Annotated in this window: 11 protein-coding genes; 3 read left to right on the top strand and 8 right to left on the bottom strand. The window is 53.2% G+C overall.

Annotated elements, in window-relative coordinates:
• Positions 1 to 192: 192 nt before the first annotated feature.
• Both R3I13_RS22020 and R3I13_RS22025 read right to left on the bottom strand, forming a co-directional pair.
• Positions 193 to 1,404 (bottom strand): DUF763 domain-containing protein, encoded by a 1,212-nt coding sequence (locus R3I13_RS22020; protein ID WP_346320137.1) that lies wholly within the window; start codon positions 1,402 to 1,404, stop codon positions 193 to 195.
• 74 nt (positions 1,405 to 1,478) lie between these two features.
• Positions 1,479 to 2,459, bottom strand: a complete 981-nt coding sequence (locus R3I13_RS22025; protein ID WP_346320138.1) for an AraC family transcriptional regulator — start codon at positions 2,457 to 2,459, stop codon at positions 1,479 to 1,481.
• 149 nt (positions 2,460 to 2,608) lie between these two features.
• On the opposite strand from R3I13_RS22025, the gene R3I13_RS22030 reads away from it, so the two are divergent.
• The 3 genes from R3I13_RS22030 (at position 2,609) to R3I13_RS22040 (ending at position 5,584) form a co-directional block, all read left to right on the top strand.
• Positions 2,609 to 3,382 (top strand): lysophospholipid acyltransferase family protein, encoded by a 774-nt coding sequence (locus R3I13_RS22030; RefSeq protein ID WP_346320139.1) that lies wholly within the window; start codon positions 2,609 to 2,611, stop codon positions 3,380 to 3,382.
• A 1-nt stretch (position 3,383) separates the two neighbouring features.
• Positions 3,384 to 3,554, top strand: a complete 171-nt coding sequence (locus R3I13_RS22035; RefSeq protein WP_346320140.1) for a hypothetical protein — start codon at positions 3,384 to 3,386, stop codon at positions 3,552 to 3,554.
• A gap of 299 nt (positions 3,555 to 3,853) precedes the next feature.
• Positions 3,854 to 5,584 carry a hybrid sensor histidine kinase/response regulator gene (locus tag R3I13_RS22040; protein ID WP_346320141.1) on the top strand — a complete coding sequence of 577 codons (1,731 nt, stop codon included), beginning with the start codon at positions 3,854 to 3,856 and terminating at the stop codon, positions 5,582 to 5,584.
• 7 nt (positions 5,585 to 5,591) lie between these two features.
• On the opposite strand, the gene R3I13_RS22045 is transcribed toward R3I13_RS22040, so the two are convergent.
• The 6 genes from R3I13_RS22045 to R3I13_RS22070 form a co-directional block, all read right to left on the bottom strand.
• A complete protein-coding gene (locus R3I13_RS22045; RefSeq protein ID WP_346320142.1) occupies positions 5,592 to 6,560 on the bottom strand; it encodes a hypothetical protein in 969 nt (322 codons plus the stop codon).
• A gap of 300 nt (positions 6,561 to 6,860) precedes the next feature.
• On the bottom strand, positions 6,861 to 7,457 hold the full coding sequence (locus R3I13_RS22050) for a papain-like cysteine protease family protein (protein WP_346320143.1): 597 nt from the start codon (positions 7,455 to 7,457) through the stop codon (positions 6,861 to 6,863).
• Positions 7,447 to 9,123 carry a hypothetical protein gene (locus R3I13_RS22055; protein WP_346320144.1) on the bottom strand — a complete coding sequence of 559 codons (1,677 nt, stop codon included), beginning with the start codon at positions 9,121 to 9,123 and terminating at the stop codon, positions 7,447 to 7,449. The genes R3I13_RS22050 and R3I13_RS22055 overlap by 11 nt, the downstream gene beginning before the upstream one ends.
• Positions 9,120 to 9,728 carry a hypothetical protein gene (locus R3I13_RS22060; RefSeq protein ID WP_346320145.1) on the bottom strand — a complete coding sequence of 203 codons (609 nt, stop codon included), beginning with the start codon at positions 9,726 to 9,728 and terminating at the stop codon, positions 9,120 to 9,122. The genes R3I13_RS22055 and R3I13_RS22060 overlap by 4 nt, the downstream gene beginning before the upstream one ends.
• Positions 9,729 to 9,731: 3 nt before the next feature.
• Entirely contained in the window at positions 9,732 to 10,451 is a 720-nt protein-coding gene (locus R3I13_RS22065; protein ID WP_346320146.1) for a hypothetical protein, read from the bottom strand.
• Between the two features lie 158 nt (positions 10,452 to 10,609).
• Positions 10,610 to 12,292 (bottom strand): RagB/SusD family nutrient uptake outer membrane protein, encoded by a 1,683-nt coding sequence (locus R3I13_RS22070; protein WP_346320147.1) that lies wholly within the window; start codon positions 12,290 to 12,292, stop codon positions 10,610 to 10,612.

Here is a 12,292-nt window from a genome sequence, read left to right on the forward strand (position 1 = left end):
CTACTGGTTTCCAGGTATTTACCGCTTTTTCAGCCACAGAAGGGGCTCCCGGGCCGCCGTTGGATTTTTTTCGGGGGAAGGATTATAAAGTAATCTTGTAAATACCTATAACGGGTAAATGAACGTGTAGTCAATAACGTTATAATGGTAAGACAGTCAATTTCTTGAGGAATCTGCCATTGCGCGATCGCTTTAAAACAGCCTCAGCTGCACCCCCTTCTTCCCTTTCGGCGGCTGCGCTTTTCCAAATACCGTTCTGCCGCCGTATTGCCAGGATTCGTCCCGTTCCTGCTGTACCAGCTCTTCAAAGCGGTTATTCGGCACAAAATCCTTCTCCGCTTTAACGGCCAGGGTATGCAGCGCTTTAATGGCTTCCTGCTTTTCCGTGTTCCCCAGCTTCGCTTTATGCACGGCGGTCTGCAGGGTGGCAATGGTTTCGTCGTACACTTTAATGGGTACAGGAAAAGGATGCCCGTCCTTGCCGCCATGCGCGAACGCAAAACGCGCGGGATCTTTAAACCGCGCGGGCGTGCCATGTATCACTTCGCTCACCAGTGCCAGCGACTGGATCGTACGCGGGCCGGTTCCCTGCAGCAGCAACAGTTCCTCGAAGCTGCCTACGGATTGTTCATGCGCCATCCACAGCACGGAACCCAGCCTTTTCAGGTCCACATCTTCCGCCTGCACTTCGTGGCGCGAAGGCAACAGCAGCTGCTGGACCTCCTGCATTATCAGCTCAGGCTTTTCGTGGGTAAGATCAAGCATGCCGGCGCGGGCGGAAGCGGCTTCCCTGGCGGTGAGGTTCAGGATGGGGCCTACGTTCTGACCACAGACGGCGGCGTGCGGCTCTTCCACGAAAGACAGCAGCTGGCCGGAATGCCAGTGGTAACGGCGCGCCATCTGGCTGTTGGGGCTCATCCCCTGTTGGATCACTGTCCAATCGCCGCGGTTGCTGACGATAAAGTTATGGGTATACAGCTGGAAGCCGTCCTGCACGGCGGTGTTATCCACTTTTGCGCTCAGCCTGCTGCAGCGGGCGAGATGGTCGCCATCCAGGCCGGTACGGTCCGCCACCCTGAACAGTTCATCCGGCGCTTCGCGGGAGAACCGGCCTTTGCCGCCGCAGATATAAAGCCCCAGCTCTTTTGCGCGCGGGTTCACTGCCCGTTTGAGCGCGCCCATCACGGAAGTGGTAATGCCGGAAGAATGCCAGTCCATCCCCATCACCGCCCCAAAGCTCTGGAACCAGAACGGGTTGCTCATGCGACTGAGGAAGGCTTCATGACCGTATTCGAGGAGGATGGATTCTGTAACGGCCAGCCCGAGCTTCGCCATTCTTTCGGCAAGCCAGCGGGGCACATAACCGTAGTGTAATGGCAGGTCTGCTGATCCGGAACGCTTCATACTAACAAATTTAGTATTTTTCATGCAAATCAGCGTTATTGCTCACTTACGAACTGCTAATTTTTTGAGCTTTATCATTTCAGGCTGCCGGGGCTCACCCCGAACTTCTTCCTGAATTCATTGCTGAAATGCTGAAGCGTGGAATAACCGGTTTCATACGCCACTTCCGTAACGGACTTCCCTCCGCCTCGGATCAGTTCCCTGGCCATTTCCAGGCGGTGTTCCTTCAGGTAGCTGAATACCGGCCGGCCGAACATCTTCCTGAACCCACTTTTCAATTTGAACTCGTTCAGCCCCGTTTGCCTGGCCAGCGCGCTGAGCGAGGGCGGGTTATGCAGGTCTGCCAGCAATATCTCCCGCGCCTCGCGCACTTTGTTCATATCAGCCGTGCTCAGGCCCATGGGAAGCGCCTTCCCGTTATTCACCGTTTCCAACTGGCCGCATTGCAGCGCCAGCAGCTCCAGCAGTTTCGATTGGAGGAACAGGTTCATCAGCCCGCCCTGGTAACAGCCCTGTTCTATTTCCAGGATAATGGCCAGCATGCGGGGCGTGAGCGGCATATTCGGGCCGTTCAGGTAAGGCGTGGGTTTATTGGCCGCAATGCTTTCGGCCAACTGGCCCATCACCGGCCCGGCATGCTCCGCCAGTTGCAGGAAACGCTCGGGCTGAAAGCTCATCAGCATTACCTCCAGGTTTTGCTGCGCGGGTATTTCGGTGCTCACGGCCGTATATGGATTCATAAAAACATTGTGCTGCCCGGCAGTGAACCTGCGCGGCCCGCCGCCGGAATGCGCCGTGGTGGTAAGACTGCCATGCTTCACGAAGCCCATTCCCGGCAAGGGGCCCTGGTCGTTGGTGACAAGCCGGATATGTTCGTATACATGGATATTAAAAGAACTGATATGCATGCCGTCAAAATAATGCTCGCGCATTTTCACTTTCCAGAACGGGGTGTCTTCCTGCCATTCGTTCCGCGGGGAAGAAGGCGTGATCCATTGTTCGCCGGGAGAGTCGTATAAAACCTCGTCTGTGCCGTACCTGTAAACCGTTTCCATAGTTCATTTCCTTTTTACGCAATAAATAATCCGGATACTGCAACATGCTGCCTGCGTAAATCCGTCTCTTTGTATATGAATAGAACGGCATACCCGCTCCCTACCCCTATGGGCGCAGCGGTATTTCGTTTACTTTAACATATGTGCGGATGATCTACCTGATTTTATATAAGATACTGGGCTACCGGTATGCCGTGGTGCTGCAAAACCTTTCCCGTTCTTTTCCCGAGCGGTCTTACGAAGAAGTGAACCGCCTGGCGGGCGGGTTTTACCGCCACTTTTCAGCAATATTCCTCGAAATGATCCTAATGCTGCTGGCGCCTGCTTCCCTGGTCAAAAAACGGGTGCGGGTAAAGAACGTGGAACTGCTGCAGCATTACCATGCGCAGCAGCGCAATATCATGATCATGCTGGGGCATTACGGCAACTGGGAATGCCTGAACGTATTGCCTACCTATGTTGATTTTGATATGCATGCCGTGTACAAGCCGCTGAGCAACCGTTTCTTTGACCGCGTGATGCGCAGGCTGCGCGCCCGTTTTGGACTGAAGCTGCTGCCGGCAGACAAAGCCGCGCGGCATATGCTTGCCACGAGACAGGAGGCAGGAGCGTATATTTTCGTAGCAGACCAATGCCCGGGGAAAGAAGCGCACACCGTCGATTTCCTGCGGCAGCCTACGCCGGTGATCACCGGGGCGGAACGGCTCGCCAAAACGACCGATGCCATAGTGCTATATGCCACCGTCGGCAAAACCGCCACACCCGCTTCCTGGGAAATATCCTTTCAGCTCATTACCGATTCGCCCGGCAACCTGCCGCCTTTTGCCATTACGGAGCGCTTTTCGCGCTTCCTGGAGGAAGACATCCGGCGGCAACCGCAATACTGGCTGTGGACGCACCGGCGATGGAAAAACCGTTCCTGATATGACCACGATCCTCATTATTGCAGCCGCGCTCTGCGGCCTGTTCCTGCTTATGCTAACAGTGCTGGTTACACTGATACTGCTGCACCTGCACCGCAGTGCCATACCCACAGAGCTGGCCTGGTGCCCGCATACAAACGAAGAAGACGCGCTTTGGGAAGGCTCCGCATGAAGACCGGGGATTGGGTCGGAACCCAGCTTCAAACCCGCTACAGCAGTACATTCCAATATTCCCTTTAACAAACGAATCACACGTTCGTATCTGCTTCCTTTATTTGTTGTTTCAGCCCTTTAAAACAAAATCAATCATTAATACTTACCGGGAAATTGCCATGTCTGTTTTCCGTCCTTTGCCCGCAATATGCCATTTACAATCATTTAACAAAAACGGTTGCAGATTTAATTAACTTCGCCCCCAATAACGGACACCCACTGAATCATTCCGAATATACCCAAACAAACTCCGTGCATATGGAGCCCCTGCAATTTGTTAAACGCCTGCTTGCCGCATGTGTACAGGCCATCCGCAAATCTGTCATCAACGCCGGCACTTTCAACCTGGAAGAAGAAGCGCGGAAAAAAGTGCAGCTGGTGAACACGCTCTGCTTTATTACCGCCGTGCTGGCTGTATCCATCGGTTATGTGTTCTACCGCGCCACCGGGCTGCTGGCCATTTTCATCCCGGCAGTAACAGAAGGCGCCTTGTTTGCCTGCATCATTGCGCTCAACGGCCGCAGGCGTTACGCCGCCGCCAGCGTCGGTTTGCTGCTCGTGCATTGCGCGGGCGCGCTGTATTTCTCCACGCTGCTGGGGCAACTCATGAACTTCTCCCTCATTGTCGCATTTCTTTTCGGGCTTTGTTTCCTCGTTTATTCCAAAAAAAGACAGCGCATCCTGGGGCTCACGGCTACCGCGCTCACCCTGCTTTTCCTGGAGATCAACTTTTATTACCAGTTCGTTCCCCCCATCGAAATATCGCTGCGCAACCAATATCTTTTCCGCTGGATCGCCCTTCCCTCCTTCCTCCTGTTCGACGCGATGGTGCTGTATTATTACATCCGGGAAAACAAACGCCTGTTCCAGCAGGTGAAAATGGTCGTATTCAAAACCACGCACGAGCTGCGCAACAATCTTACCTCCAACTCCATCCTGCTGGAGCTATTGAAAAACGATGCAAAGGAAAACCCGGACCTGGAAAGGATCAGGCCGTATATCGACCAGCTAAGCATCATCAACGCCGGCATGAGCAACGTGGTGAGCAACGTGCTGAGCATGGGGGAAATCGAAAGCGGGAAAATAGACAAGCTCGAAAATCACACTTTTCACATCCGTCCTTTTCTCAATAACATCGTCAGCATCCACCGCATCAAAGCGAGACTGAAAGGCGTGGCCATTAAGCTCTACATAGATAAAGGCATTCCGCCTATTATCGTGAGCGACAGCAACCAGCTGAACATCGTGATCACCAACCTGCTGTCTAACGCCGTGAAATATGCCAACGAAAACAGCGAGATCACCGTTAAAATACTTGTGGCAGATGCATTCTTCCGCATCTCCGTCAGCAACCAGTGCCCGGAGATCTCAGAAGATAAGCTGAAATACCTCTTCGAAAAATTCTTCACCGCCAAAAAGAACAGCCAGGTAGAGGGTTCCGGCCTGGGGCTGTATATCGTAAAGAGCATCGTGGAGAGCTTCAAAGGCACTTATACCGTGAAAAGCTCGCAACGGGAAACCACTTTCACCGTGAAGCTGCCGCTGAAAACGGGGCACCCCAACAACCTTCCGGAAGAACATGACAACCTCATTTACCGGCTGGACAATGCACTGGTGTTGTTTGCAGAAGACGACCTGATGAACCACCGCCTGCTGTCCAACCTGCTGCAATCTTTCGGCTGCACCAGTTCAGGCAGCATCAACGGGCGGCAGCTGATAGAAACACTGGGGCAGTGCAACGTTTTGCCGGATTGCATCCTGCTGGACGGGCAGATGCCCGAAATGAGCGGCCTGCAAACCCTGCGTTATATCAGGGGCCACAGGGACTTCCAGGATATTCCCGTCATCATCATCACCGGCAGGACCGAAAACAGGGACGAACTGCTGGAAGCCGGCGCGTCCGCCATCATTACCAAACCATTCGATAAAAAAACGCTCTTCAGCGTGATGAGCCACCACCTGATGGCGGCTCATGCAGACCAGTACTGACACGTGCCTACACCGTTTCCCTGGGCCGGAGGTCCTGGCTGGGATGGCCGCCTTTCCCGTACCTTTGGGTGAGCTCCAGCGTCCAGTGCAGGTAACCCGCGATCATCAGTTCCAGGTTACCCACATACTCCTTCACCGCGCGGTTATATTCCTTAAAATCAGGCAGGGAAGCGCTGATGCGGACAAAATCATCCACATCCTTATCGTGGATCTTCAGCATTTCCACATAGGCTTCACTGAGCGAGCTTTGATTTTGATGTTCCAGCATCAGCACGAGGTTCAGCACATCGTTCCCTTTTTCGAGGTGGGCGGAAAAATAATCATTGCTCCAGGAAAGGATGCGGCAGGTGAGATAAGCCAGTTGTTCAAGGGAAGGGTGCCTGATCACATGGCGGGGCAATACCGTGCCGGTGATGGCTTCCGCGAGGTTCACCATGGGCAGCACGTTCACCGCTTTGGTGCGTATGGCAATGAAAGTATCCATATCAGGGAAGATCATGGGAACGCGGTATTCCGTTTCTTCCTTCAGGCCCTGGAAATACAGCTCAATGCTTTCACAGAAACGTTCCAGCCATTCCGGGCTCGAAATGGCCAGCAGTTCCCGGCGCATTACAGGCAAAGTGGCATAAAGGGGGTCGTTGCTCACAAAGCGGCCATGGCGGAGTGCCTGCAACGAAATATCTTCGATGATCTCCACTTCCCCGGAGGTAGAAAATTCATGGCTATCGTCTACCGTGAAAGCCCAGATAAAAAACCGGCAGATCGCCTGCAATTGCTGCCTGGACGCCTTCGGGAAGATGCAGCCGCCGCAGTGCCCCATGCCTGTGTGCATATATTTTTTCTTTACTCTTTCCGGCAGGAAAGCAAAATGCTCCGTCACCCAGGAGTGAATGATCTTTTCCATTTTTTCAGCATGAGGATTGGTGCCGTGGGTAAAGGGGTAGTGCAGTGTGTTTGCATTTAACATGTCTCCCATAATTCAAAGTTTAAAAGTGATGAATCCTTTATATGGTGAATAGTGATATCCCTTTCAACTTCGCTTGCGCGGGCTGATCATGTCTAAGCTGCATATACATCAGAGGAAGTGGGTAAAAGAAAGGTCTTAGCTACGTGAACCTGTGTCTTTTTATAAAAGCTTATGGAATAACGGATAGGTCCGGAAGGGACGCAGGTTTAAGTTACACCAATCAGTTGGTGTTGCGGAGGGGCGGTTCGTTAATGTGAACGAAGGACGGGGCTAAAATCTGTAACGGGAATGTCTTTTTTTGTTAATTCATCAGTCGGGGTCGATGTTGTAGATAGATGAAAGCCAGATAGCACGGAGCCGGGAATACTCCACTCCGGTGAAACCGTTGCTCACCACGCTGTTCCAGGAATAGGGATACGGGTCGCGCAGCACTACTTCTATCCATGGGTTGCCGTATGCATCGCGCCGCTGCCAGATGCCCATGATCACTACCACGTGGCCGATGTTGGAAAAGGGGCTCGGGCGGATGCTGATGATGATGGGCTTGCAGTCCAGGATATTGTCCACGATCTCGTTGACGGAAAGGGGACGGTTCACCAGGTCGCAGGTGAAAGTAGTGCCGAGGTCGTTGTCTTCCAGGAACGCTTTCATCTTGTTCATATAACCGCCGGAGAAAACGGCTTCCTCGCAGTCGTCCACATCAAAATAATCTTCCACGATGTCGCATTGCGAAACGTCGGAGGAAGAGTCATGGAAGTCGATGATCATTTGCATCGTAGCGGCCCAGCACCACATGGGGGATTGCTGCCAGGCGCGGCGCACGCGGAAACCTGAGAGGCAGTCCTGCGCGGCGGCATCCAGGGAAAAACCCAGGAGCAGCAGGAGAATAGTGAGTTTAGTACGCATTTTTACCGATTTTGAGGTTAATGGTATATTTCCGGAGTCTTTTCCAATAATCAAGTTCCAGGTTGAATCCGACGTTTTGGGAAGTTAAAGACACCGGCTCGTGCAGGAATTCACCTTTCACGTTTTCGTATATTGCCAAGTTATTATCCCTTCTCAGGATGTATCCCTTTTCCAGGCTGTATTTGCTGCCGATATACTCCCCTCCTCCCCTGTCTGCTATTGTCTCGAACAGGTCTTCATAATCCCGTTCAACAAACAGTATTTTTTGTTTTTCCATATTCAGCAAAATACTGATCAGCTCATTAAATATTTTCCGTGCATCCTGTTTGTCATATGCATCATAGAATCTTATATCGAGGGTGACGGAACTGTCTTCCAGGTATTTGGACACGGTGGTTTCCAGCGCGCCCGGCACTTCGTGCGAGCAACTGAAATCAATAAAATCGTCACTCCGTTCTATTGAGAAACCCGTCCTGATATTGCGGAAATCCGAAAAGCCCTGGCGCCCAAGGTTAATCAGCGAGCGTGACAGCGAAGTATTGACCAGGCTTTGAGAATTAGCGTGGAACTGCGTTCCGGCGTTAGCACAATAATTATCCAGCTCCATTTCTCCGTCCACATACTCGGCACTGAACAGCATATCGTTATCCGGCGGGAAACGCAGGGTGGGTCTTTGTTTCCCCCTGCTGGCATTGCGCCAGTCCAGCTCGCCTTTCAGCGTTACTTCAGCGCCGGGTGCAATTTCAACGATATGGTTCCCCACGCCTCCCTGCAAAGCGATCTGTTTGGGGTCGCGGTAATAATTGGTGTCTACGCCGATCACCTTGTATTGCATGGTGAGCCTTATTTTCCGCTTGCCGTTATTCCGGAGCCTTTGCTCGTAATAGACCATCGTGTTGCGCGGATCGTCGTAAAAGTAGTAATGGCTGCTGTCCCCAAGGATGGCGATATCCTGCAGGATGGCGGTCGGAAAATGCACGATCTTCTTCGCGATATCCAGGCTCCAGTGCCAGAGGTCCGCGTGATCCGCCTTCATGATCACGCCCGCGAGGTAACGTTTCCGTACTTCCGGGGAATTGCCTTCCAGTTGACCGAACACCAGGCCGTGCCGGAAGGCGTTGCGGCGTTGTTTGTAGCCGGGGTGCGTGTTCAGCCCGAATTCATACGTGCCCATATCATACACATACGCCATCACTGTCCTGAAACTATTGGCCGCCACGGTATCCTGCAGGCGGAGCGTATCTCCCAGCTCCCACATCCTTGCAAACAGGTAACCTGCAAGTACATCGGCCTGCGCTTCCAGCAGGGTGCGCAGCTCGCAGGAAGCGGTGTTCAGCAGTGCGGCGGGATGTTCTTTGAACTGCCGCTGGTGGGCATATTCGTGGGCGAGCAAAAAGGAAACACAGAAGGGATAGACCTTCGCGCCGTATTGCTTCAGTATTTTGTCCAGGTAAGACCTGCTGAGGATGATCTCCCCGTTCCTGTCCGAGTAATTCACTTCCCCGCCGGTTATCTTAACCTTCACGCCCAGGTTCCAGAGGCTGTTGTAGTACTGTACAAAACGTTCCGCCACAGTTTCGTGGCTGAAGCCTTTTGCCGCAGGGCTATTGCCTGAAACCCGCAGTAATACAAGCATTGCGGCCGCAGCCAGCACAAGCGCTCTCATGTTGCCGGGGGTTTGGGGATTTTTCGTTCACTGATGCACCGCACGGCCTGCATGCCGCAAACGATGAACAGCGTGGCGCAGAAAATGATCAGCAGGTAACGGATCACCAGCGTCCTGGCATTGGCTTCGATCTCCTCCACGGGCCAGGCCTGCTCAGGTTCGTCGAAACCTTCCAGCACTATACGGGGCGTGATCTTCGCGCCTTTGTTCTTTTCGGACCATGCATCTATCATGACCTTCGCCTCGGGCAGGTAATTGTTCCCGATAATATACCGTTCTTTATGAATGCCGTTGTACGCCGTATGTTTTTGGTAAACATTGTTGTACAGCAGCAAAGCCGCCACGGAAAGCCCGAAGAACAGCAGGGCCGCCATCCAGTACCATTTGGCATGGCGCCGTTTTTTATACAGCCCGAAGGGCGCCAGCAGCAGCAACACGATCCCGAGGATGAGGTAACGGGCCATGCCGATGGTGTTGAGGTCGGAAGCGGAAAGCGAACCGCTTATCTCGGGCGGCACCATAACGTCCGTCAGGAACAGCACGAGTATGGTCACCGCTTCCAGGAGGATCACCCATTTGTCTTTGAGGAAAGCCGCAAAATCCATGGTTTATTTTTTCTCGATGTAAAAATCGATCGTGTCTGACTCTACGCCGGCGGGCACGATGGTGATCCGCTCGCCTGCTTTTTGACCGCCCTGTTCTATCCATACCAGTTTTTTACCGGGCATGATGCGTTTCAGGGCGTTGTTGGTGGGGTTGAATTCTTCGGTATAGCGATCCGGCGCCAGCTCAGGCCTGATAAACACCTTTACGCCCGGAACCTCGATACCTGAAGGCTTTTCGAGCACGCGCACCTTCACGTTCACCAGGGCCGGCGGCACAGGACTGGCCGCCCAGGCGTTGTTCATTTTAAGGGAAATGTCCTCATCGATGTAACGCAGGATGCGGTTGATGGAATCAGGGGCGGTGAGCTTATAGGCCATGTCCATCAGCAGGGCGTAGACCTCCAGCTCTTTGTACAATTTCTGTTTGTAGCGCAGCTGCGGTTGTGCGTTGTATTTGCTGTTGGTATAATCCCAATCCGCGATCTTCGTCACCTTGAAATCGATGCCGTCCACGCGTTTGAGGACCCCGGCATAGGCGGTATCCTTATCCGCTTTGTTGCCCCAGGTGCGGTGGGCGGCCAGCAGCGTGTTATTCATTTCGTGAACGGAACGGTCCAGGGAATCGTTGACCTTCCTGGGATCCTGCGCATGGAGGGAACCCATCATCAGCATAAGGGGAAGAAAGGCAATGCCTGCCTTCTTAAAAAGGGGTCGGTGGTTCATGGTATAGACGGGGTTTTACGGCAAATATGCTTACTGAATGTATGTCATTTCGGGCACATCTACACATTAATTAATACCCCATACGTAACTAACAACCTCACAAACAAAAAGCGCGTGCAACCACTGCAGTGGCTGCACGCGCTGGTATAAACGGTAAGTTAGTAACCCTGGTTTTGCACGAGGTAGCCGGGAATAATGGAAGCTCCGTCCATTGCGGTTTGCGGGATGGGAAAAACGCGTTTGTTCTTGTCAGTGTTCGTCTTTTCCGTCCAGGTGCCTTCGTATTTGCCGAAGCGGATCATATCCGTACGGCGCTGGCATTCCCAGTAGAATTCGAAGCCTCTTTCACGCAGCAGCAGGTCCAGGTTGATGGTGAGCAGTGGGAGCGCCGGTGTGGAAGCGGTCCTGGAAGCTCTCACGATGTTCACGTCTGCCAGCGCGGTGGCCATGGCATCTCCCCTTCTCAGCTTTGCTTCGGCGCGCATGAGGTATACGTCGGCCAGGCGCAGTATCACGATGTCGTGCTCGCCGAAGTTGCGGCCGCTCACGGAGGTTTTGCTGAACTCATATTTAGACACGCGGTAGCCGGTGTTGTAGTTGCTGCCGGCAACGGTGAAGTCTACCTGCTCTGTGAAATTCACAGCAAGCGTGGGCCTTGTACGGGTGTCGTAAAAGAGCGGGCCTACTTTCATTTTGCCATCGCTGCATTTGAGGAATATACCGCCTTTGCGAATGAGGCCGTATTGCTGACCACGCAGGATACCGCGGTTGATGTTGTAAGCGGCTGCGTCCACGCAGGTGTCGTTCGGATTGGTATAAATGCTCATGTTCTGCTTGTAGAAACGAGGATCCGCTGCTGCAGGGTCTACCGGAGCATAGGCGTTCACCCAGCTGCGGTAAAAATCCGATGTAATAGCGGGCCCATCCGTACCATTCGCGCCGGGATAAGCCGGGATCGGGAACTGGTCGCCGGAAAGGGAAAAGTACGCCATACGGTTATGCCCGTTCAGGTCGGCGCGCTGGTCTACTGCAAAGATCAGCTCTTTGTTGGTATGGTTCGCATCGTCGAACAGGGCGAAGTAGCTGGGCGATAAGGTATAGGCGTTGCTGCCGATGATCTTGTCGCAGTACTCTACCACTTTGTCCATGTCTGCTTTCTGGAATGTGAAAGCAGCGGCGTAACGGTCGCGGTACACGGCGGCGTTGAGGTGCAGGCGCGCCAGCAAGCCCCATACGGCGGCTTTTGTGATCCTGCCGGGACCGGTGGTATTGTCCAGCACGGGTTCAGCGGCTTCCAGCTCTGTCCTGATGTAGGTCATGGCTTCTTCTCCCCTGAGGATCACGGAAGTCGCCTTTGGGTCTTCTTTTTTGAACGCCAGGCCGAACAGGTCCAGTGTAAGCATGTTGTAATACGCCCTCATCGCCCTTGCTTCGGCGAGGAACACCTTGGCATTAGCGTCTTTATTTTCCGGCAGCGCTATGATGGCGGACAGTGCGCGGGAAATAGCCTGGAAGGCATGGTTCCAGGTATTGCGGATATTCGGGTCGGTGCTGGTGGTTTCATGTTTGTGCAGGGCGAGGTAGATGCCGTTGTCTCCCCAATCGGTACCGCCACGGTAAGGCAGGATGGCCTCGTCTGTGGAGATCTCCTGCAAAGCGAAATAATTGGTATGAAGGAAGATCTCCGGCAGCTTTGCGTACACGGGTGCAATGAGGCCTTCGGCAACCTGTTTGTCTGTTGAGCCGGTAGAGGATGTTTCATCCAGGATTTTCTCCTCCAGTTTCGTACATCCTGTAAATACTGATACACCCAGCAGCAGCGCTAATATTTTCTTGTTCAT

It is taken from the genome of Chitinophaga sp. YIM B06452, assembly GCF_039655965.1.
Taxonomy (GTDB): Bacteria; Bacteroidota; Bacteroidia; order Chitinophagales; family Chitinophagaceae; genus Chitinophaga.

Bases quoted from the DNA above. Each gene is read 5' to 3' on its own strand.
- R3I13_RS22045 (WP_346320142.1), bottom strand. From the start codon at position 6,560: ATGGGAGACATGTTAAATGCAAACACACTGCACTACCCCTTTACCCAC.
- R3I13_RS22035 (WP_346320140.1), top strand. From the start codon at position 3,384: ATGACCACGATCCTCATTATTGCAGCCGCGCTCTGCGGCCTGTTCCTG.
- R3I13_RS22050 (WP_346320143.1), bottom strand. From the start codon at position 7,457: ATGCGTACTAAACTCACTATTCTCCTGCTGCTCCTGGGTTTTTCCCTG.
- R3I13_RS22040 (WP_346320141.1), top strand. From the start codon at position 3,854: ATGGAGCCCCTGCAATTTGTTAAACGCCTGCTTGCCGCATGTGTACAG.
- R3I13_RS22065 (WP_346320146.1), bottom strand. From the start codon at position 10,451: ATGAACCACCGACCCCTTTTTAAGAAGGCAGGCATTGCCTTTCTTCCC.
- R3I13_RS22030 (WP_346320139.1), top strand. From the start codon at position 2,609: ATGATCTACCTGATTTTATATAAGATACTGGGCTACCGGTATGCCGTG.
- R3I13_RS22070 (WP_346320147.1), bottom strand. From the start codon at position 12,292: ATGAACAAGAAAATATTAGCGCTGCTGCTGGGTGTATCAGTATTTACA.
- R3I13_RS22025 (WP_346320138.1), bottom strand. From the start codon at position 2,459: ATGGAAACGGTTTACAGGTACGGCACAGACGAGGTTTTATACGACTCT.
- R3I13_RS22060 (WP_346320145.1), bottom strand. From the start codon at position 9,728: ATGGATTTTGCGGCTTTCCTCAAAGACAAATGGGTGATCCTCCTGGAA.
- R3I13_RS22055 (WP_346320144.1), bottom strand. From the start codon at position 9,123: ATGAGAGCGCTTGTGCTGGCTGCGGCCGCAATGCTTGTATTACTGCGG.
- R3I13_RS22020 (WP_346320137.1), bottom strand. From the start codon at position 1,404: ATGAAGCGTTCCGGATCAGCAGACCTGCCATTACACTACGGTTATGTG.